The sequence below is a fragment of the Gordonia sp. AC31 genome, from assembly GCF_031844505.1.
Lineage (GTDB): Bacteria > Actinomycetota > Actinomycetes > Mycobacteriales > Mycobacteriaceae > Gordonia > Gordonia hongkongensis.
The window spans coordinates 19,889-39,732 of the sequence record NZ_JAUZVK010000006.1; the positions used below are offsets into that span (position 1 = coordinate 19,889).

The 19,844-nt window shown below is 68.3% G+C and carries 16 protein-coding genes; 5 read left to right on the forward strand and 11 right to left on the reverse strand.

The annotated features are described in order from the left end of the window. Positions 1-17: 17 nt before the first annotated feature. From Q9R39_RS09055 to Q9R39_RS09080, 6 genes are all read right to left on the reverse strand, one after another. On the reverse strand, positions 18-536 hold the full coding sequence (locus tag Q9R39_RS09055) for a hypothetical protein (protein WP_058253916.1): 519 nt from the start codon (positions 534-536) through the stop codon (positions 18-20). A gap of 479 nt (positions 537-1,015) precedes the next feature. Further along, a complete protein-coding gene (locus Q9R39_RS09060; RefSeq protein ID WP_311277361.1) occupies positions 1,016-1,645 on the reverse strand; it encodes an alpha-ketoglutarate-dependent dioxygenase AlkB in 630 nt (209 codons plus the stop codon). Positions 1,646-1,686: 41 nt separating this feature from the next. Continuing rightward, on the reverse strand, positions 1,687-1,971 hold the full coding sequence (locus Q9R39_RS09065) for a GIY-YIG nuclease family protein (RefSeq protein ID WP_065631742.1): 285 nt from the start codon (positions 1,969-1,971) through the stop codon (positions 1,687-1,689). 447 nt (positions 1,972-2,418) lie between these two features. Continuing rightward, positions 2,419-4,137: a GMC family oxidoreductase gene (locus Q9R39_RS09070; protein ID WP_311277362.1), complete on the reverse strand. Its 1,719-nt coding sequence runs from the start codon at positions 4,135-4,137 to the stop codon at positions 2,419-2,421. Then, the gene (locus tag Q9R39_RS09075; RefSeq protein ID WP_311277363.1) at positions 4,134-5,693 is read right to left on the reverse strand and encodes an NAD(P)/FAD-dependent oxidoreductase; all 1,560 of its coding nucleotides are present in this window, start codon (positions 5,691-5,693) and stop codon (positions 4,134-4,136) included. The genes Q9R39_RS09070 and Q9R39_RS09075 overlap by 4 nt, the downstream gene beginning before the upstream one ends. Then, positions 5,686-6,267: a TetR/AcrR family transcriptional regulator gene (locus Q9R39_RS09080; protein WP_058251656.1), complete on the reverse strand. Its 582-nt coding sequence runs from the start codon at positions 6,265-6,267 to the stop codon at positions 5,686-5,688. Before Q9R39_RS09080 ends, Q9R39_RS09075 begins: the two co-directional genes overlap by 8 nt. A 75-nt stretch (positions 6,268-6,342) precedes the next feature. Between Q9R39_RS09080 and Q9R39_RS09085 the strand changes: the two genes are divergently transcribed. Continuing rightward, on the forward strand, positions 6,343-7,326 hold the full coding sequence (locus tag Q9R39_RS09085; RefSeq protein WP_311277364.1) for an LLM class F420-dependent oxidoreductase: 984 nt from the start codon (positions 6,343-6,345) through the stop codon (positions 7,324-7,326). 503 nt (positions 7,327-7,829) lie between these two features. On the opposite strand, the gene Q9R39_RS09090 is transcribed toward Q9R39_RS09085, so the two are convergent. Beyond that, a complete protein-coding gene (locus Q9R39_RS09090; RefSeq protein ID WP_311277365.1) occupies positions 7,830-8,996 on the reverse strand; it encodes a pyridoxal phosphate-dependent aminotransferase in 1,167 nt (388 codons plus the stop codon). A 97-nt stretch (positions 8,997-9,093) separates the two neighbouring features. Between Q9R39_RS09090 and Q9R39_RS09095 the strand changes: the two genes are divergently transcribed. From Q9R39_RS09095 to Q9R39_RS09105, 3 genes are all read left to right on the forward strand, one after another. Beyond that, on the forward strand, positions 9,094-10,773 hold the full coding sequence (locus tag Q9R39_RS09095) for a serine/threonine-protein kinase (protein ID WP_058251654.1): 1,680 nt from the start codon (positions 9,094-9,096) through the stop codon (positions 10,771-10,773). A 141-nt stretch (positions 10,774-10,914) separates the two neighbouring features. Beyond that, complete coding sequence (locus Q9R39_RS09100; protein ID WP_058251653.1) at positions 10,915-11,187, forward strand: type II toxin-antitoxin system Phd/YefM family antitoxin; 273 nt, start codon at positions 10,915-10,917, stop codon at positions 11,185-11,187. Next, positions 11,184-11,588 (forward strand): type II toxin-antitoxin system VapC family toxin, encoded by a 405-nt coding sequence (locus Q9R39_RS09105; protein WP_058251652.1) that lies wholly within the window; start codon positions 11,184-11,186, stop codon positions 11,586-11,588. The genes Q9R39_RS09100 and Q9R39_RS09105 overlap by 4 nt, the downstream gene beginning before the upstream one ends. Before the next feature lie 17 nt (positions 11,589-11,605). On the opposite strand, the gene Q9R39_RS09110 is transcribed toward Q9R39_RS09105, so the two are convergent. From Q9R39_RS09110 to allB, 4 genes are all read right to left on the reverse strand, one after another. Then, positions 11,606-13,258, reverse strand: coding sequence for a DNA repair helicase XPB (locus tag Q9R39_RS09110; protein WP_331456752.1), 1,653 nt, complete (start codon positions 13,256-13,258; stop codon positions 11,606-11,608). A 75-nt stretch (positions 13,259-13,333) separates the two neighbouring features. Next, positions 13,334-14,263, reverse strand: coding sequence for an oxygenase MpaB family protein (locus Q9R39_RS09115; protein ID WP_311277366.1), 930 nt, complete (start codon positions 14,261-14,263; stop codon positions 13,334-13,336). Positions 14,264-14,318: 55 nt separating this feature from the next. Next, positions 14,319-16,667, reverse strand: a complete 2,349-nt coding sequence (locus tag Q9R39_RS09120; protein WP_058251649.1) for a helicase-associated domain-containing protein — start codon at positions 16,665-16,667, stop codon at positions 14,319-14,321. 42 nt (positions 16,668-16,709) lie between these two features. After that, positions 16,710-18,083 carry an allantoinase AllB gene (allB, locus tag Q9R39_RS09125; RefSeq protein ID WP_058251648.1) on the reverse strand — a complete coding sequence of 458 codons (1,374 nt, stop codon included), beginning with the start codon at positions 18,081-18,083 and terminating at the stop codon, positions 16,710-16,712. A gap of 246 nt (positions 18,084-18,329) precedes the next feature. On the opposite strand from allB, the gene Q9R39_RS09130 reads away from it, so the two are divergent. Next, a complete protein-coding gene (locus Q9R39_RS09130; protein WP_058251647.1) occupies positions 18,330-19,841 on the forward strand; it encodes an NCS1 family nucleobase:cation symporter-1 in 1,512 nt (503 codons plus the stop codon). The last annotated feature ends 3 nt before the right edge of the window (positions 19,842-19,844 follow it).

Genomic DNA, 19,844 nt, shown 5'->3' on the forward strand with positions numbered 1-19,844 from the left:
GGTTGAAAAAGGCCCGACTACTGGACGCTGAACGCGATGCTGTTCGACGCGCCCGAGATGGTGTCGGTGACGCGGATCGTGAAATCGCCTGCGCCCTTGAAGAAGTAGGACTTCACCGCGGTGCAGTCCTGGGTCTTGAACAGCGAGGCCTGCTTGGGGACCTTCGGTCCGGACAGGCGGACCTCCATGCGGCACTCGTTGCCGTCGACGATCGGCCCGGCGTCGATGATCGAGTTCCAGCGCACGCCCAGACGCGAGTTCTTCGGATAGGTGTTGGGCACGACGGCCGCGGTGTTGTTCGGTGTGTACACCCAGACGTTGATCGACTTGATGCCGTTCGGTGCGCCGGGGCGGCCGAGCTTGCCGTAGTGCGTGACCTTGTCGCCGCCGGACGAGCCGAGCGCGGCGCTGCCGGAGTCGAGGCTGCCGCTCGCGCTTCCGAAGAGTGTGTCGAGCGGGTTGGCGGTCGCCGGTGCGACGGGCAGTGCCAGTGCGGCGGTGGCGAGCAGGGCGGCGGCGATACGGGTGCGCTTCATCGACTTCTCTCGGTCCTCACGTTTATAACGAAATGATTAAAGCACGAGGATCGGCGTGTGCGTAGACAACTGCCCCCGCTGGTTGAGCCGGCCCCGAGCGGATCTGCTGGACAGAGCAAGCGACGAAGGAGCGCGTCGAGGTCGATGCGCCGTGTCGAAGCCACCCCCGCTGGTTGAGCCGGCCCCGAGCGGAGCGAGGCGCCGTGTCGAAGCCACTTGGTGACCGCCCCTGCTGGTTGAGCCGGCCCCGAGCGGAGCGAGGCGCCGTGTCGAAGCCACTTGGTGACCGCCCCTGCTGGTTGAGCCGGCTCCGAGCGGAGCGAGGCGCCGTGTCGAAGCCACCCGGTGACCGCCCCTGCTGGTCTAACCGGCTCCGAGCGGAGCGAGGCGAAGTGTCGAAGCCACTTGGTGACCTCGACGGGCGCGGCGTTCTCGCTGCGCTCGGTCGACGCTGCTCGGCCAGCGGAGGGCGGCCCAGGTCACCACACCCCGGGCGGCCGCAGTTGAATGCTGATCCGGGCACCGACGCCGCGCACCTTGGGAACCGCGTGCTCCCAGGTGCGCTGACAACTGCCGCCCATGACGAGTAGGTCGCCCGACGACAGCGTGAATTTCAGTGACCGCCCGCCACCGCGGGGTCTGAGCATCAGTGGCCGAGGTGAACCGAACGAGATGATGGCGACCATCGTGTCGTGTGTGGATGCCCGGCCGATGCGATCGCCGTGCCACGCAACCGAGTCATTGCCGTCGCGATAGAGGCTGATCCCGGCAGTCGCGAATCCCTCCGGCAGATCGGCGCGGTAGTGCTCGGTCAATGCGGCGCGTGCGCCGGTGATGATCGGGTCGGGGAATCGGTCATCGGCCTGGTAGATCGAGACGAGCCGCGGGACCTCGACCACCCGCTCGTACATACGACGACGCTCGGCCCGCCAGGGGACGCACTCGCGGAGGCGGTCGAAGAGCTCGTCGGCACCACTGATCCAACCGGGACACAGGTCGACCCACGCCCCCTCGGTCAGCGGACGGCGCGAGATCGATGTCGACAGGTCGCCGAGCGTCGGCTCTGCAGCCTGCTCGGAGAACAAAGAGCCCTGGGTGCCGAGAGACATGACTTCAGGCTACACCCAGGTCGCACGTGTGTTCGAGCGCCTTATCCAGGATTCGTGCGCGACAGTTCCGGAAGCAGGTCGAACCGTCCTGCGACGAGGGCGGACCGTTTCGCGCGAGACCAGCCGTGGACACGGCGCTCGGCCGCGTAAGCCTCGCCGATGTTGGGAAACTCCTGCTGGAATACGAGCCGGACCGGCCGACGAGGACGCGTGTAGCGCGAGCCGTTTCCGGTCTGGTGCTGGTCGACTCGATGCTCGACGTTCCGAGTACTCCCGACGTACAGCGTGCCGTCGGAACATTCGAGGATGTAGAGAAAGCCACTCATGGTGTGACTGTCGAGGATTGCTGCGACAAATCGGTCGATGCCTCCACAGCCAGCGGATCGTGGTGAGTCTGTCCCCAGGGTCGTTGGCAGGTTTCGCGGATCGGTCGCCAAGTGGCTTCGACTCGGCGCCTCGCTTCGCTCGGTGCCGGCTCAACCAGCGGGGGTTGGCCGCCGCTGGCCGAGCAGCGTCGACCGGGCGCGGCGCGGACGCCGCGTGCGTTGAGGTCCCTTCGCATTATCGGTCGCCAGGTGGCTTCGACTCGGCGCCTCGCTTCGCTCGGGGCCGGCTCAACCAGCGGGTGTTGGTCGAGCGTCGCGGGGAGGTCGCGTGCGTTGAGGTCACCTCGCATAATCGGTCGCCAAGTGGCTTCGACTCGGCGCCTCGCTTCGCTCGGTGCCGGCTCAACCAGCGGGGGTTGGCCGCCGCTCAACCAGCGGGGGGTCGGGTCAGCCGGCGCGAGTGGCGTCGGAGACCGGCGTGATCGGGAGGCGCAGCGCGCCGGGCGCGTGGGCGGGGACCGTCGGGCGGTGGGGCTCCACCGGCTCGACGGGCCGGTACGCCGCACCGAGCTCGGGCCGCGGGTCGGCCTCGCCGGCATTGGGCCACATCGCCAGGGCGCGTTCGGCCTGCGCGGTGATGGTCAGCGACGGGTTGACGCCGAGGTTGGCCGAGACGGTCGCACCGTCGACAATGTGCAGCCCCGGGTGGTTGAACACCCGGTGGTACGGGTCCACCACGCCGTCGGCCGCCGACCGTCCGATCGAGCAACCACCTAGGAAGTGCGCGGTCATCGGGATGTTCAGCAGATCGACGATGGAACCGCCGGCTTCGCCGTCGATCTCGCGTGCGACGGCGCGCACCGCCTCGTGCCCCTCCGGAATCCACGTCGGCGGGGGATCGCCGTCGCCCTGCCGGCTGCGCAGCATCGGGCCGAAACGACCTCGGCGGGAGAACAACTCGAGCGAGTTGTCGGCGGTCTGCATGACGAGTGCGATGATGGTGCGCTCCGACCAGCGTCGTACCGAGAGGCCGCGCAGCGTGATCACCGGGTGACGGACCATCTCGATCAGCGCCTGCAGCAGTCGCGGCAGCGGACCGCCACCGTCGACGAGGATGGCCTGCAGCATGCCGATGAGGTTGCTGCCCTTGCCATATCGCACGGGTTCGATGTGCGTGTGGTCGTTGGGATGGAACGACGACGTGATTGCGACACCCTCGGTGTAGTCGATGTCGAGGTCGCGTGCGGTGGCGGCCAGGACCGCCTCGGAATTGGTGCGGACCACCTTGCCCAGGCGAGACGACAGCCCGGGCAGGTGGCCGCCCTGCTGCATGTCCAGCAGCAGCTTGTTGGTGCCGTAGGTGCCGGCGGCGAACACCACGTGATCAGCGGTGAAGGTGCGGCGCCCACGGCGCGACCAGCGTCGGCCCGACCGGTGCGACTCCACGACGTACCCGTCGCCGGAACGCGGCCGGACGGTGTCCACGGTCGTCATCGGGATGATCTCGGCACCGGCCTGTTCGGCCAGGTAGAGGTAGTTCTTGACGAGCGTGTTCTTCGCTCCCACCGGACATCCCGTCATGCAGGCGCCGCAGTCGGTGCACCCGGTGCGTGCCGGGCCGGCGCCGCCGAAGAACGGGTCGTCGACCGTCTTCCCCGCCTCGCCGAAGAACACGCCGACCGGGGTGTGGACGAAGGTGTCGCCGACGCCCATCTCCTCGGCGACCTTGCGGATCACCCGGTCGGCGGGCGTCACCTTCGGATACGTGGTCACGCCGAGCATGCGTGAGGCCTGGTCGTAATACGGGTCGAGCTCGGACGCCCAGTCGGTGATCGATCCCCAATGCGGGTCGTCGAAGAACGCGGGCAGCGGTCGGTACAGGGTGTTCGCGTAGTTCAGCGATCCACCGCCGACGCCCGCCCCGGCCATCACGAGCACGTCGCGCAGCAGATGCATGCGCTGCACCCCGAACAATCCGAGCGCGGGTGCCCAGACGTAGTCCTTGAGGCGCCAGCTCGTCTTGGGCAGCTCGGCGTCGGAGAAACGCCGACCGGACTCGACGACCGCGACGCGGTAACCCTTCTCGGTGAGTCGCAGGGCCGCAACCGATCCGCCGAAACCGGAGCCGATGACGATGGCGTCGTAATGGTCAGGGGTGGAACTCACGGTGCGACGGTCCTCTCGGTGTCGGATTCGGTGGTGACGGCTTGGTCGACGGACGCGGCGGGGATCGCGGTGTCGAAGCGGTGGTCGGTGGGCTCGAAGGACGACATCATCCGGCGGAAGTCGCTCGTGAACTTCGGCCACATCACCGAGTTGCGACCGGTGGAGTCGAGGTACCAGCTCGAGCAGCCCCCCGCATTCCAGACGGTGCGTTCGAGTTCGGGATCGAGCTCGGAGTTGTAGCGGTCCTGTGCGTCCTCGGTGACCTCGAAGGTCGACCGGCCGCTACGCGAGAGTTCGGCGAGGGCTTTGCTCATGTAGTACGCCTGCGGCTCCAGCATCAGCACGATCGAGCTGTGACCGAGATTGGTGTTGGGGCCGTACAGGAAGAACAGATTGGGGAAGCCGTGGACCTCGACCCCGCGGTAGGCGCGCGGCGAACCCTTCCACGCCTGGGCCAGGGTGCGGCCGTCGCGCCCGGTGATCGCCGATGCGATGGGAGGCTCGGTGGGGGTGAACCCGGTCGCGAACACGACCGTGTCGACCTCGTGCTCGCGACCCTGGTCGTCGACGGCACCGCGTGCGGTGAGGCGGGTGATCGCTCCGGTGACGGTCGCGTTGTCACGCTGGAGGGCGGGAAACCACTTGTTGGTCAACAACATCCGCTTGCAGCCGATGGTGTAGTCGGGGGTGAGCCGACGACGCAACGCGCGGTCGCGGACCTGGACGCGCAGCTGGGCCAGCGCGATGGTCTTCGCGATCGGCAGCAGCTTGGGGTTGCGGGCCATCATGAGGACGTAGGCCTCGCGATAGGTCCACACCATCCGCCGGACGAGTCGGTGGATGCCGGGAACACGACGATAGAGCGCGCGTTCGAGGGTGCCGATGTTGCGGTCCAGACGCGGGACGACCCAAGCGGGGGTGCGTTGGAAAACCGTGAGATGCCCGACCTCGTCCACGATCTCGGGCACGATCTGGATCGCCGACGCGCCGGTACCGACGATCGCGACGCGGCGACCGCGCAGGTCGTGGGAGTGGTCCCAGTCGGCGGAGTGGAACATCGTGCCGGTGAACTCGTCGGCGCCGGGGACGGTCGGCAGGCCGGGTTCGGACAGGGCGCCGGGCGCGGCGACCAGGTATCGGCATCGGATCTCACCGTCGGTCGTGTCCACGACCCATTCCTGCGTGCTGCTGTCCCAGCGCGCCGACGTCAGCGCGCAGTTGTAGCGGATCTGATCGGCGAAATCGGCTGCGACCGAACGCAGATACTGGTGGATCTCGTTGCGCCGGCCGTAGGTGTTGGACCAGTCGGGATTCGGCGCGAACGACAGCGAGTACAGCGACGTCGGGACGTCGCAGGCCGCGCCCGGGTAGTCGTTCTCGCGCCAGACGCCACCCGCGCCGTCGCCGCGCTCGATCGCCAGGGTCTGCAGCTGCGGATGGTCCTTTCGCAGACGATGCAGGGCGGCGAGGCCGCCGAATCCGACGCCGACGACGAGGACGTCGACGCGCCGGGGCAGCGTGTTCTGCTGCTGGAGAGTCGGACTGGGTTCAGTCATGAGACAGGAGTTCCTTCCATACGGGCAGGAGTCGGTCGAGCAGCGCGCGGTCGGCGTCGGGCGAGCGCAGGATGCGCGACACCGCGAGTCCGCGTGCGAGTTCGATGGAGAGTTCGAGTTCCGCGGCGGTGTATCGGTCGCCGAACAACTCGGCACAACCGACGGCGAGGGCGTCGGAGACCTGTTGTTCGAGCGGGATGATCGCGGTTCGTAGCCCGACGTCGCAGCGGGCGGCGACCCACAACTCGAGAGCGGCGTCGAACAGCGGGCCGCTGAACGCCTCGACGAGGATCTCGAGTCCCTCGTCGCCCGTGCGGGGCCGCGACAGGATCTCTGCCAGCCGGCGTTCGACGAGGTGCCCGACCGCGGCGACCACCAGCGATTCCCGTGTGGGGAAGTGATGCAGCAGGGCGCCGCGCGAGATGCCCGCGCGGCGGTTCACCTCCTGCGTGGTGGTGGCTGCGTAGCCGACGTCGACGAGGGCGTCGACGGCCGCGTCGAGGATGAGCGCACGGGTGGTCGCGGTGCGTTCGGCCTGCGTACGACGACGCGGGGCTCGGGTGGGCTCGGTCACACTAGCGACGATAGCACAAACAGTCCGGACTGCTTGTAAGTGTAGATGGAGCTGCCGCCGCGTAAGTTGGACCTCATGCGATTCGGACTCTTCATTCCCCAGGGCTGGCGTCTCGATCTCGTGGGTGTGGAACCCGCGGACCAGTGGGGGGTGATGTCGTCGGTCGCCGACCGCGCCGAGTCGGGCGGCTGGGACTCGATCTGGGTGTACGACCATTTCCACACCGTCCCGCTGCCCACCGACGAGGCCACGCACGAGGCGTGGACTCTGGTCGCCGCACTCGCCGCCACCACCAGCCGGGTCGCGATCGGCCAGATGTGCACCGCGATGGGTTATCGCAACCCGATGTACCTCGCGAAGGTCGCCGCCACCGCGGACCTGATCTTCGGCGGTCGCGTGCAGATGGGCATCGGCGGCGGCTGGTACGAACACGAGTGGCGTGCATACGGTTACGGATTCCCGTCGGCGGGTGAGCGGCTGGCGCGGCTCGACGAGGGCGTGCAGATCATGAAGCAGGCCTGGGAGACCGGACGGGCGACGCTCGACGGCAAGCACTACACCGTCGACGACGCCATCTGCGCCCCCCAGCCCACGGCCGGGCGGCTGCCACTATGGATCGCGGGCGGCGGGGAGAAGAAGACGTTGCGGATCGCGGCGAAGTACGCCAACTACACCAACTTCGACGGCACGCCGGACGGGTTCGCGCACAAATCGTCGGTCCTGCAACAACATTGCGCCGACCTCGGACGCGACTTCGAGTCGATCACCCGCTCGGCCAATTACAACGTGATGCTTGGCGAGACCGAGGCCGACGTGGAGCGCAAACTTGCCGATCTCGAAGCCCGGCTGAGCAAGATCGTCGGGCCCGACGCGGCGTCCGGCAGCATGGGCGCGTTTCGGGGTATGCCTGCGGTCGGGACACCCGAGCAGGTCGCCGAGAACCTTCGCGGGCTCGCCGACGCTGGAATGTCCTACGGGATCTGCTATTTCCCGAACATCGCCGTCGACCGCGAGGACCTCGAGATGTTCGAGCAGCGGGTGATCCCGGCGTTGCGCTGAGCCGCACTGCCCCGCCCGCTGGCCGAGCCTCCTTCCGCTGGCCGAGCTTGTCGAGGTCACCAAGTGGCTTCGACTCGGCGCCTCGCTGCGCTCGGGGCCGGCTCAACCAGCGGGGGTGGTCACCAAGTGGCTTCGACTCGGCGCCTCGCTGCGCTCGGTGCCGGCTCAACCAGCGGGGGTGGTCGCCAAGTGGCTTCGACTCGGCGCCTCGCTCCGCTCGGGGCCGGCTCAACCAGCGGGGGTGGTCGCCAGGTGGCTTCGACTCGGCGCCTCGCTCCGCTCGGGGCCGCTCAACCAGCGGGGGTGGCTTCGACTCGGCGCCTCGACCTCGACGCGCTCCTTCGTCGCTTGGCTCGGCCCGGCGGCTGCGCTCGGGGCCGGCTCAACCAGCGGGGGTGGTCGCCAAGTGGCTTCGACTCGGCGCCTCGACCTCGACGCGCTCCTTCGTCGCTTGCTCGGCCCGGCGGCTCCGCTCGGGGCCGGCTCAACCAGCGGGGGTGGAGTCACAACCGGCGCAACCGCTCGGCGGCCTCGGCGATCACGTCGTCGCGTTTGGCGAACGCGAACCGGAGCATGTGGTGCCAGGGTTCGCGGTCGTCGGTGAACACACTGACCGGTACCGCGGCCACGCCGATGCGTTCGGGCAGCGATCGGCAGAACTCGATGCCGTCGTCGACGCCGAGGGGACGTGGGTCGGCGCAGACGAAATAGGTTGCCTCGCTGCGATGTACGGCGAAACCGGCGTCGGACAGCGCGGTCGAGATCAGGTCGCGTTTGGCCTGCAGCCCCCGCGCCGACTCGCGGACCCAGTCCAACTCGTGCTCCAGCGCGTGTTCCACCGCGGGTTGGAACGGCCCGGAGCCGACATAGGACATGTATTGCTTCGCCGTCCGCGCCGCGCCGACGAGCTCGGGCGGACCGCTCACCCAGCCGACCTTCCAGCCGGTGCAGTTGAAGGTCTTGCCGGAGCTGGAGATACGCAGCGTGCGTTCCCGCATACCCGGTAGCGCCGCGAGCGGGGTGTGCGTCCGTCCGTCGAAGACGAGGTATTCGTAGACCTCGTCGGTGACGGCGATGACGTCGTGCTCGACGCACAGCCGTGCGATCTCGGCGAGGTCGTCGGTCGACAGCACGGTCCCCGTCGGATTGTGCGGGCTGTTCACCACCACCATCGACGTCTTCGGCCCGAAGGCAGCGGCGAGCCGCTCGCGATCAAGACGGAAGCCGTCGCCGTCGGGGACCAGCGGCACGACGCGCCGCACACCCCCGGCCATCGCGACAGCGGCGGCGTAGGCGTCGTAGTAGGGCTCGATCATGATGACCTCGTCACCCGGCTCCACCAGACCGACGACGGCACCGGCGATCGCCTCGGTCGCGCCGACCGTGATCAACACCTCGCGGTCGGGGTCATAGTCCAGGCCATACCGGTCACGCTGCTGCCGAGCGACCGCGTGCCGCAACTCCGGTACACCGATACCCGGCGGGTACTGATTGCGACCGTCGCTGATGGCTTCGCGCGCGGCATCGAGCATCGATGCCGGCCCGTCGGTGTCGGGAAAGCCCTGTCCGAGGTTCACGGCGTCGTGCTCGACGGCCAGCGCCGACATCTCGGCGAAGATCGTCGTGGTGAACGGACGCAGGCGGTCGACTGTCCGGTTCGCGGATGACATGTTCCAACAGTGGCACAGGTCCTCTCTTCAACGGTCGCGGTGGGCGCTGCGGGGGTGACAGACTGACCCCAGTCGCCGACACGGATGAGGAGGAGCGATGCCGCGCAATCCCGGCGAGCACTTCGCCGGCTACACCATCATCCGACTCGTCGGCCGGGGTGGCATGGGCGAGATCTACCTTGCGAGGCACCCGCACTTGCCACGGAACGAGGCGCTGAAGGTACTGCCCGCCGATCTCAGTCGCGACCCGATGTACCGGCAGCGGTTCGTCAAAGAGGCCGAGCACGCCTCGAGCGTCGTCCACCCGTCGATCGTGACGATCTTCAATTCCGGTGAGTACGACGGCCACCTGTGGATCGCGATGGAGTACATCGACGGCATCGATGCGCTGAAGCTGCTTCGGCAGAACCCGCGGGGACTCGACACCGCGACGGTGATCGCGATCGTGCGCGCGGTGGGCGCCGCGCTCGACCGGGCCCACGCGACGGGGCTGCTCCATCGCGACGTCAAGCCGGCCAACATCCTGCTGCAGGGCGCGGGTGGACCCGAGCCGCGAGTGTTGCTCGCGGACTTCGGGATCGCCAAGTCGGAACAGGACGTCAGCCACCTCACCTCGACCAACGTCTTCCTCGGCACCGTCGCGTACGCCTCACCCGAACAGTTGCTTGGCGATCCGGTCGACGGCCGCGCCGACCAGTACGCGCTCGCGGCCACCGTCTTCGAACTGCTCACCGGGCGGCCGCCGTTCCAGGGTGCCGGCACCGCGTCGATCATCGCCGGCCACCTGCAGGCGATGCCGCCGCGACCATCCACCCTGCGCCCGGGTATCTCGGGCGACGTCGACGCAGTGTTCGGTCGCGCCCTCGCGAAAGAGCCGGACCGCCGGTACGGGTCGTGCCGCGACTTCGCCGTCGACCTCGAACGCGCGCTCACCGTTCCTCAGCTGTCCAAGGAGCCGACGGTGCGCGCACCGTCGCCCGTGCCACCGGTTCCGGTGGCCCCGCCGCCCGTTCCGGTGAACCCCGTGTCCTATCCGCACGGGCCGCAGCAGTATTCGCCGTACCAGTCGCAGCCGGGGACCTACCCCGGCGGATTCCCCTCGCAGGGTGGCTACGCGCCACCACCACCGAAGAGGCGGTCCGGCCTGCCGATCGCACTGGGCTCACTCGCAGCGGTCCTCGTGCTCGCGATCGTGGCCGGGGTCGTCTATGTGGCGACGCAGGTGTCGAGCGCCCCCACCGCGAGCGACACCTCGACGTCGCGGTCCACCACGGCCGCCGGGCGGGAGACCCCGACCTCCGGCGCCGGCACGTCTGCTCCCCGCACCACCGACTCCTCGACGTCGCCGGTCAACGGACCGGGGGACGTGCAGGTCGGCGAGTGCATCGGCATCGCGACCGACGCCGCGTCGTCAACGAGCGTGAACGCGTCGAAGGTCGACTGCGACTCGGCCGGTCTCAACTTCTACACCGCGTCGAAGATCGCCGCGTCGTCGTCGTGCGCGAGCCCGCAGAACTCGACGCTCACCTTCCCGGGCAGCTCCGACAAGGTCTGTCTCACACCGAATTTCTACGAGAATCTGTGCTATCTGGTGCCGCTGTCGGGCGGCTCCCTCGCCGACTACCGGGAAGCCCCCTGTACGAGCGCCGCAACGGCGCAGACCGTCCTCGCCCGTGTCACGACGCGGTCGGATGCGTCGGTGACTTGCCCGGGCGGGGAGACGACATGGGTCTTCTACGAGCCGGAGTCGATCGGGTACTGCCTCGTAGAGATCTGACCCTTCGTGACGCGCCCTCCGCAAGCTCCGGGCGCTCCTCAGGGAGCAGGGGGCAGGTCGTTCTTCCGGATCAGGGAGCGGAAGGTGAGGCTCCTCCGGAAGCACGGGGTCAAGTAGCACTTCAGGTGCTACCCTGCAGGAATGAGATCGATCGGTATCCGCGAGCTCCGGCAGCACGCCTCGCAGTATCTGGCGCAAGTCGAGGCCGGGGAAGAGTTGGCCATCACCAACCGAGGCCGCACGGTTGCGCGGTTGGTCCCGGTGTCTGCGGGGGAAAGAAGTAGAGACGCGCTCATCGAGGCCGGGATACTCGTGCCGGCCCGCCGTGCGGGAGGCATAACCGGGCTGCACCCCGAGACGTTGCCGACGCGCGCGCTCACCGAAGTCCTCGAGCAGGTTCGCGAGGATCGTTGATCTATCTCGACACCTCAGCGATGGTGAAACTCGTGGTGCGCGAGGCGGAGACCGCACCGCTGATCGAGTGGCTCGCGCTGCATCCAGGGGTCCCGACCGTGACGAGTGCGCTGGGACGAGTCGAATTGATGCGCACCGCGTTGCGTGATGGCAGCCCGGGCCTTCATGAGCGAGCTCGTGATCTCCTCGATGCTCTGGACGTGATCCCGCTCAGCGCCGCCGTCATCGACATCGCCGACTCGATCGGCCCGTCTTCGCTGCGCTCGCTCGACGCCTTGCACTTGGCCTCGGCAACCGTGATCCGCGCCGAGATGACCGCGTTCGTCGCCTACGACCAACGACTCACGGCGGGTGCGTCTGCGCTCGGTTATCCGGTGGTCGCTCCAGGCGCCGAGTTGTGAATCACCCGGCTGAACCCTCACCCGATCGTCGGGCCGAGGAGGTCGTCGGCGTCGGTGATCCGGTATGCGTATCCCTGCTCGGCGAGGAACCGCTGGCGGTGCGCCGCGTAGTCGGCGTCGAGGGTGTCGCGCGACACCACCGAGTAGAAATGTGCCTGTCCGCCATCGCGTTTCGGGCGCAGCAACCTGCCGAGGCGCTGCGCCTCCTCCTGGCGTGACCCGAACGTCCCCGACACCTGCACCGCGACCGACGCCTCGGGAAGGTCGATGGAGAAGTTCGCCACCTTCGACACGACGAGGGTCTGCAACTCGCCGGAGCGGAACCGGTCGAACAGGACCTCGCGTTCCTTGTTCTTCGTCGACCCCTGGATCACCGGGGCATCGAGTTCGCGGCCCAGTTCCTCGAGCTGGTCGATGTAGGCGCCGATGATCAGGGTCTGCTGACCCCGGTGCTTGTCGAGGATCGCCTTGACCACGTTGACCTTCGTGTGGGCCGTCGAGCAGAGCTTGTACTTCTCCTCGGGCTCGGCGACCGCATACTGCAGACGCTCCTCGTCGGTCAGCGTCACCCGGACCTCGACGCAGTCGGCCGGGGCGATCCAGCCCTGTGCCTCTATGTCCTTCCACGGGGCGTCGTAGCGCTTGGGTCCGATGAGGCTGAAGACGTCGCCCTCGCGGCCGTCCTCGCGGACCAGGGTCGCGGTGAGGCCGAGTCGACGACGCGATTGCAGGTCGGCGGTCATCCGGAAGACGGGTGCGGGGAGGAGATGGACCTCGTCGTAGATGATCAGGCCCCAGTCGCGGGAGTCGAACAGGTCGAGATTCTTGTACTCGCCCTTCGACTTCCGCGTCATCACCTGGTACGTGGCGATCGTGACGGGACGGATCTCCTTGCGCTCGCCCGAGTACTCGCCGATCTCTTCCTCGGTGAGCGTCGTGCGCGCGATGAGTTCACGTTTCCACTGGCGGCCGGCGACCGTGTTGGTCACCAGGATCAGCGTCGTCGCGCCGGCCTTGGCCATCGCCGCCGCACCGACCATCGTCTTGCCGGCACCGCAGGGGAGCACCACCACGCCCGAGCCGCCGGCCCAGAACGAGTCGGCTGCCATCTCCTGGTAGTCACGCAGCTGCCAGTCGTCCTGGGCGAGGTCGATGGCGTGTGCCTCGCCGTCGACGTATCCGGCGAGGTCCTCGGCCGGCCAGCCGACCTTCAGCAGCACTTGCTTGAGGCGGCCCCGCTCGGACGGGTGCACGATGACCGTGTCGTCGTCGATGCGCGCACCCAGCATCGGGGCGACCTTCTTGTTGCGCATCACCTCGATGAGGACGGCCTGGTCGAGGCTGACCAGGGTCAGCCCGTGGGCGGGATGCTTGACCAGTTGCAGCCGGCCGAACCGGCCCATGGTGTCCACGACGTCCATCAGCAGCGGCTGGGGCACCGCGTAGCGCGAGTACGTCACGAGTGCGTCGACGACCTGTTCGGCGTCGTGACCTGCGGCGCGGGCGTTCCACAGTGCGAGCGGGGTGACCCGGTAGGTGTGGACGTGCTCGGGGGCGCGTTCGAGTTCGGCGAAGGGTGCGATCGCCGCGCGCGCCGCCGCGGCGTCGGGGTGATCCACCTCGAGCAGCAGCGTCTTGTCGGATTGCACGATCAGGGGTCCATCGGTCACCCGCTCCATTGTCCAGATCGCACCGACGATTGTCAGCGTCGGGCCTGCGCTGTGACGAGAGTGACCTCGGCGAAGTCAGAAGACGGGGATGCCGAGCTTGCGGCGCACCCGCAGATCGATGATGTTGAGCCGGAAGATTCCGCGCAGTACGGGTGCCACCAGTGGGTCGACGCGGCGGAAGCCGGCGAGCGCCCGCTGATAGCGGCGTTCGTCGCGTTCGGTCCACCGCCACCGCATCATCGTGCGGAACTCCGGCGGCAGCCCGGCCTTGATCGCGTAGGCGAGCGACGGCCCGATCGTGGCGTGGAGCAGCGTGCCGAGCTTTCCGACGCGGTACTCCAGGAAGGACAGGTCGGCGAGGCTGCGGAGCTCGTCGCGCACCGGGTCGTCGATGCGCAGCGAGGACAGTTCGGCGTTCCAGTAGACGAGCAGATCGTCGTAGGTCGCCGGCCACTTGTCCCGGGGAACGTTGAGTGCGGTGCCCAGCGGGTGCGCCTCGGTGAGCACCATCTGCTTCTCCTCGGCGCTCAGCGGACCGTAAAGCAGTTCGTACTGGTCGATGAAGTACTTGAGCAGACACACCGCGACCCACAGCTGCAGACGCGAGTCGTTCCCGCTGTAGCGGACGGGACTCGACTGGGTGGAGTACACCTCGTCGTGGATGCGGCCGACGGCCTCGTGGATGTAGGCCTTGTCGTCGTCGGAGCCCATCAGTGCGACGGCGAGGAATGTGCCGGTGGTGCGCCCCCGTTTGATGGGTCGCTTGATCGCATTGCCCGGCGGCACACGGCTCTCGTGGACGCCGTACCCGACCTTCGGATTGGCGAGCTGCATGATCACGTTGGTGCCGGCGAGAGAAGGCCCGATGGCGGTGACCAGATCGGCGGGTCGGGTCACCCGGGGGCGCTTGCGCGAGGGTTTCATCCGGGTGACGAGGTCGTGCTGATACGTGTCAGCCACGCCGCCGGGTGGTTGTCCTGCGGAGATCTCGCGTGCCGCGGTCATACCCGAGGATACCAAGGATGAGACGTCTGTCACATGATGTCTCTATCGCCAGGGTTCAGGTGTCGAGCAACTCCACGCTGGTGAGCCGGTGCAGCGAGAACCGCTGCTCGTCGTCGCTGCCCTCCTCGACGGCCACGAGCTGGCCCGCGCCGAGGATCTTCGGGGTCACCACGTGCCTGCTCGCCGATCCCTGTGCGTCGACGTACCCGACGCGCAGCCTGCGGTTGGCGCGGAGCGCGAGCTGGATGAGCGCGGTGGCGGATTCGCCCGCACCGGTGGCCCGGACCGGGGTCGTCGTGGCGGTGCTCCGAACAGGTGTCGCCGCGGCCGCGCGATCGGTCGATCGAACCCGGGTGACCACCGACCGCAATTGGGCCTCCGATGGCGCGTTCCGGCGCGGTTGGCTCTGTCGTCGTGCCCGCGACACCGTGACCCGGCTGCCGCGTTCGCGGAGGTCGACCAGGGCTCCGGACGAATCTTCGCCTGCCGGAGCGAATCCCGCCGCCCGCAGCTGATCGATGACGTCGCGGACCTCCGACGGCGACACCGCGACCGTGGGGGCCAGCGCTCGCAGCGCGAGCGGTTCGGCGGCCGGACTGCGCAGCACGGCGGCCAGCACGGTCGGGTCCTCGCAGCGGATGAACGCCGACGCGACGCCCACGCGCAACTGGCCGTGGCGTCGTGCGACGTCGTCGATGAGATACGTGAGTGACTGTGGCACCGGGGTTCTCGAGTGTTTCGTGAACATCGAGAGCAGTTCGTTGCTGCTGCGGCCCGCGTCGAGCGCTCGGCGCACGCTCTCGGGTGAGACCCGATAGACCGACGCCGCACCACCGGACTCCAGATCGGCGACGAGCTCCACCTGTTCGGCGAGTTCGGGTGTCATCGGGCCGGGGACGGTCAGCGTCAGATCGGCCTGGGTCAGGAAGTGGTCCACCGGTTCGGGCAGGGCCTTGCGCATCGCGGCGAGCACCGCTGCGTCGACGTCGGCGGGGTCGGAGTCCGGCGACTCCTCGATGGTGTACGCACGACCGACGGTGGTCAGGGCATCGTGCGCGACCAGGCCCAATTCCCTTGCCTCACGCAGGGTCTCGGCGACGACGCGGCGGCTGAAGCGCCGGATCTGACGGGGACGGTGCCAGTGCAGGTTCGCGAGGAGGGTGTCGGCGGGGACTCCCACCCCGGGGTCGGCGTGGGCGAGGGTGGACAGGATGAGCTGACGCTGCACCGGGGCGTAGGCGTCGTGGAGGTCGGAGCCGAGCGTCGGCAGCGCGTTGCCGTCCCGATCGGGTTCGCCGACCTGCCAGGCGCGGCGCGGCATGTGCATCCAGGCGTCGGCCAGCGCGAGCCACTGGCGCTCGCGCGGTTGGTGCAGCCAGGTGTCGGCGGTGGAGGTGGGCGCGAAGGACTGTTCGCCGGAATCGTTGGGCGGCGGGGGATCCGGGAAGCCCGCGTCGATGAGGCGGAGATAGGCGGCGAGTTCGACGAGGAACGCCACCCGCTGTGTCTCGAGACCGGTCAGCTTCGCCAGACGACGCAGCTCGCGGACGCCGAGCGCGCCGGAGCGGAGCACCGCCGCCGGCGTCGCGCCGAGGACCGCGATCAGCTGGGTGAGATGACGGATGAGTTCGAGTGCCTCGCCGCCGGCGGCCGCGTCGACCGCCTTGGCCCCGAAACGGGGCTTGGCGCCGGGTTCGTGTAACGGCGGTGGTGTGAGAACGTCTGTGTGCCAGGGTGGTTCGTCGCGGAGGATGGCACCGACCATCGGCGGGAGCTCCACGGTGTGAGTGTCGACGCGGGCCAGCAGGCCCGACGAGATGAGGCGCGCGACCGGGGAATCCGGGTCGGCGTCGGGTGCCGCATCGCGGCTGCGGCCCAGCGCCGGTCCGCGGGCGAGGGTCTGCAGCAGTTCGAGGGGCCGCTCGTCGAGACCGGCGATCAGCGCGGCGATCTCCTCGCCCGACAGTCCGACGAGCGGACCGCTGAGGTGCTTGGCCTTCCACGGCATCGCGGAGTCGACGTGTTCACCGGCGCCGAGGGACGAGTCCTCGCCCCAGAGGATCGCGCGGCGTCGGAGGAGATCGAGACGGGCGCGGACGGCGGCCGCATCGGCGCGGCCGGCCAGGGCCTTGACGATCGTGGTGACCGACGGACGCCGCGACTTCTTCGGGCTGCGGCTGTGGCGGGCGGCGACCTCTTCCAGAACCGCGACGGCAAGGATGTCGAGATCCTCGCCGGCCAGGGCCAACGACGCCGCCGACAGCGCCCGTTGCGCCAGTACCCGCGTCCCCGACGGAGTCGGTGAGGCGAGGTCGGGGCGCTCGAGGAGGAGCTCGGTCAGCGCATCGTCGGAACGCGCGGCCAACTCATCGGCCAGGCCGGTGTGCTGGTCATCCGAACTCATTCGGCCCAGCTTACCGGGGGCTCAGGCAGCGGGGACCGGGGCTCAGACGTCGCCGCGACGGAGCATGCGACCGCGGGCGGTCTCGAAGTCGACCTTCTGCCCGCGAACCCAGGTCCCCTTGACCACGCCGGCGAGCGCGCGGCCGTCGTACGGGCTCACCGGGTTCTTGTGGTGGAGGCGGTTGACGTCGACGATCTGCGCGGATTCCGGCTCGAAGATCGCGAAGTCGGCGTCGCAGCCGAGGGCGATGCGTCCCTTGGTCGGCAGGCCGGCGAGGTCGGCGGGTTTCGACGCCATCCACTCGATGACCTGCGGCAGGTCGATGCCGCGCTTCTTTGCCTCGGACCAGATGAGCGACAGCCCGAGCTGAAGCGAGGCGACCCCACCCCATGCGACGCCGAAGTCGCCGTTCTCGGGGTCCTTGAGGTCGACGGTCGAGGGCGAGTGGTCGGAGACGATGCAGTCGATGGTGCCGGCCAGCAGCCCCTCCCACAGCAGTTCACGGTTGCCGGCCTCGCGGATGGGCGGGCAGCACTTGAAGGCCGTCGCGCCGTTGGGTACCTCTTCGGCCAGCAGGGTGAGGTAATGCGGGCAGGTCTCGACGGTGATCTTCACACCGTCGCGCTTCGCGCTGGCCAGCATCGGCAGCGCGTCCGACGACGACAGGTGGAGGACGTGGGCGCGGACGCCGGTCCAGCGCGCCCGCTCGATGACCTCCGCGATCGCCAGGTTCTCGGCGCCGCGCGGACGGGACGCGAGGAAGCGGGTGTACTCATCGCCCTCGGGGGAGGGGGCCTTGTCGATGGCGCGGGAGTCCTCGGCGTGGACGATCATCAGCGAGTCGAACTCGGCGAGTTTGGCCATGTCGGCTTCCATCTCGTCGGCCGTCAGGTGCGGGAACTCGTCCACTCCCGAATGCAGCAGGAAGCACTTGAAGCCGAACACACCCGCGTCGTGCAGGCCGCGCAGATCGTCCTCGTTGCCCGGGATGGCGCCGCCCCAGAATCCGACGTCGATGTGCGTCTTACCTTGTGCCGCAGCACGTTTCTCGGCCAACGCGTCGACGTTCACGGTCGGCGGGATCGAGTTGAGCGGCATGTCGATGAGCGTGGTGACACCACCCGCGGCCGCCGCCCGGGTGGCCGAGTCGAAACCCTCCCACTCGGTGCGCCCGGGCTCGTTGACGTGTACGTGGGTGTCCACGAGTCCGGGGATCATGACCTGATCGTCGGCGAGCTCGATGACCTCGGCCCCGGTCAGCCCGCTGCCGAGGGGCTCGATCGCGACGATCCGACCGTCGCGGATACCGATCTCGCGGGCCACGATCCCGGCCGTGGTGAGAGTCTGTTCACCCCGCACGACCAGGTCGAACGGTGCGTCGGGAGTAGCGGCCGGGGCATCGGGTGCTGCGGTCATGGGGCGGGACTCCTTGCTGGTGCCGTGTCCGGTGTCGTTCCAGAGACTAACCCAGGTTATTCCTCATCATGGAATGAAGCCGTCTCATTTCGGAACTCAACTCGCGAGTAGGCCGGTGTCGTGCTATTGACAACGGCCTCGATCGTCAGGCTAACTGTCACGAACGCGGAAACTTCATTCCACATCACGGAACTCCGCGAGTGTAGGAGCGCGGTCATCGATGACCGTCCGACCGAAAGTGCAGACATGAGCACTGAGCAGCACACAGCCCCCGTCGACGGACCGGTTTCCGAGGTCACCGGCACCGTCCCGGCCGGGCTGAGTCCGAAGCTGTACAACGACGACCTGGCACCGACCAGCCGCGTCGGACGACGATGGAACACCTACAACATCTTCACGTTGTGGGCCAACGACGTACACAGTCTCGGCAACTACGCCTTCGCCATCGGTCTGTTCGCGCTCGGGCTCGGCGGGTGGCAGATCCTGACCGCCCTGGTGCTGGGTGGGGTGTTCCTCTTCCTGCTGCTGAATCTCTCCGGCTTCATGGGAGAGAAGACGGGCGTGCCGTTCCCGGTCATGAGCCGCATCTCGTTCGGGTTCCGCGGCGCGCAGATCCCCGCCCTCATCCGCGGCGGGGTGGCGATCGCGTGGTTCGGCATCCAGACCTACCTCGCGTCGGTCGTCCTGCGGATCATGCTGGTGGCGCTGTTCCCCGGCGCCGCCGACCTGGACACCAACCGTTTCCTCGGGCTCTCCACCCTCGGCTGGATCTCGTTCGTCTCGCTGTGGGTGATCCAGGTGATCATCGTCAGTTACGGCATGGAGATGATCCGTCGCTACGAGGCCTTCGCCGGTCCGGTCATCCTGGTCACCATGGTCGCCCTGGCCGTCTGGATGCTGAGCAACGCCGACTGGACCATCGCGTGGTCGACGCCCGATTCGCTGACCGGCGTGGACATGTGGCTCCAGATCATCGGCGGCGCGAGCCTGTGGGTGGCGATCTACGGCACCTTCGTCCTCAACTTCTGCGACTTCACCCGCAACGCGGAATCGCGAAAAGCGATCGTGCGCGGCAACTTCTGGGGCATCCCGCTGAACATGCTGCTCTTCGGCGCCATCGTGATCACCCTCGCCGGAGCCCAGTTCCGCATCAACGGCACCGTCATCGAGTCGCCGTCGGACATCGTCCAGACCGTTCCCAACACCTTCCTGCTGGTGCTGGCCTGCCTCGCGCTGCTGATCCTCACCGTCGCCGTGAACCTCATGGCCAACTTCGTCGCGCCGATCTACGCGCTGTCCAACCTGTTCCCGCGCCACCTCGACTTCCGGCGCGCGGCGCTCGTCGCCGCGATCATCGGCTTGGTCATCCTGCCGTGGAACCTCTACAACTCGCCGGCGGTGATCAACTACTTCCTCGGCGGACTCGGTGCCCTTCTCGGCCCGCTGTTCGGTATCGTCATGGCCGATTACTGGCTCGTCCGCCGTTCGCGAATCGACGTGCCCGCGTTGTTCACCGAGGCGCCGGGTGCCGCCTACCACTACCGGAACGGGGTCAACATGCGGGCGATCCTCGCGCTCGTCCCGACTGCAGCCATCGCCCTGGTGATGGCCTTCGTCCCGGCCTTCGAGGTGATCTCGGAGTTCTCCTGGTTCATCGGCGCCGGTCTCGGTGCGATCGTGTACCTGGCGGTCGCCGACCGTCGCGGTCCGTTCGCCGAGGTGTCGGGCGAGCCGATCTCCGTCGCCAGCACCCACTGACCC

Bases quoted from the DNA above. Each gene is read 5' to 3' on its own strand.
- Q9R39_RS09085 (WP_311277364.1), top strand. From the start codon at position 6,343: ATGCGATTCGGACTCTTCATTCCCCAGGGCTGGCGTCTCGATCTCGTG.
- Q9R39_RS09115 (WP_311277366.1), bottom strand. From the start codon at position 14,263: ATGACCGCGGCACGCGAGATCTCCGCAGGACAACCACCCGGCGGCGTG.
- Q9R39_RS09090 (WP_311277365.1), bottom strand. From the start codon at position 8,996: ATGTCATCCGCGAACCGGACAGTCGACCGCCTGCGTCCGTTCACCACG.
- Q9R39_RS09120 (WP_058251649.1), bottom strand. From the start codon at position 16,667: ATGAGTTCGGATGACCAGCACACCGGCCTGGCCGATGAGTTGGCCGCG.
- Q9R39_RS09100 (WP_058251653.1), top strand. From the start codon at position 10,915: ATGAGATCGATCGGTATCCGCGAGCTCCGGCAGCACGCCTCGCAGTAT.
- Q9R39_RS09095 (WP_058251654.1), top strand. From the start codon at position 9,094: ATGCCGCGCAATCCCGGCGAGCACTTCGCCGGCTACACCATCATCCGA.
- Q9R39_RS09065 (WP_065631742.1), bottom strand. From the start codon at position 1,971: ATGAGTGGCTTTCTCTACATCCTCGAATGTTCCGACGGCACGCTGTAC.
- Q9R39_RS09055 (WP_058253916.1), bottom strand. From the start codon at position 536: ATGAAGCGCACCCGTATCGCCGCCGCCCTGCTCGCCACCGCCGCACTG.
- Q9R39_RS09075 (WP_311277363.1), bottom strand. From the start codon at position 5,693: ATGACTGAACCCAGTCCGACTCTCCAGCAGCAGAACACGCTGCCCCGG.
- allB (WP_058251648.1), bottom strand. From the start codon at position 18,083: ATGACCGCAGCACCCGATGCCCCGGCCGCTACTCCCGACGCACCGTTC.
- Q9R39_RS09060 (WP_311277361.1), bottom strand. From the start codon at position 1,645: ATGTCTCTCGGCACCCAGGGCTCTTTGTTCTCCGAGCAGGCTGCAGAG.
- Q9R39_RS09130 (WP_058251647.1), top strand. From the start codon at position 18,330: ATGAGCACTGAGCAGCACACAGCCCCCGTCGACGGACCGGTTTCCGAG.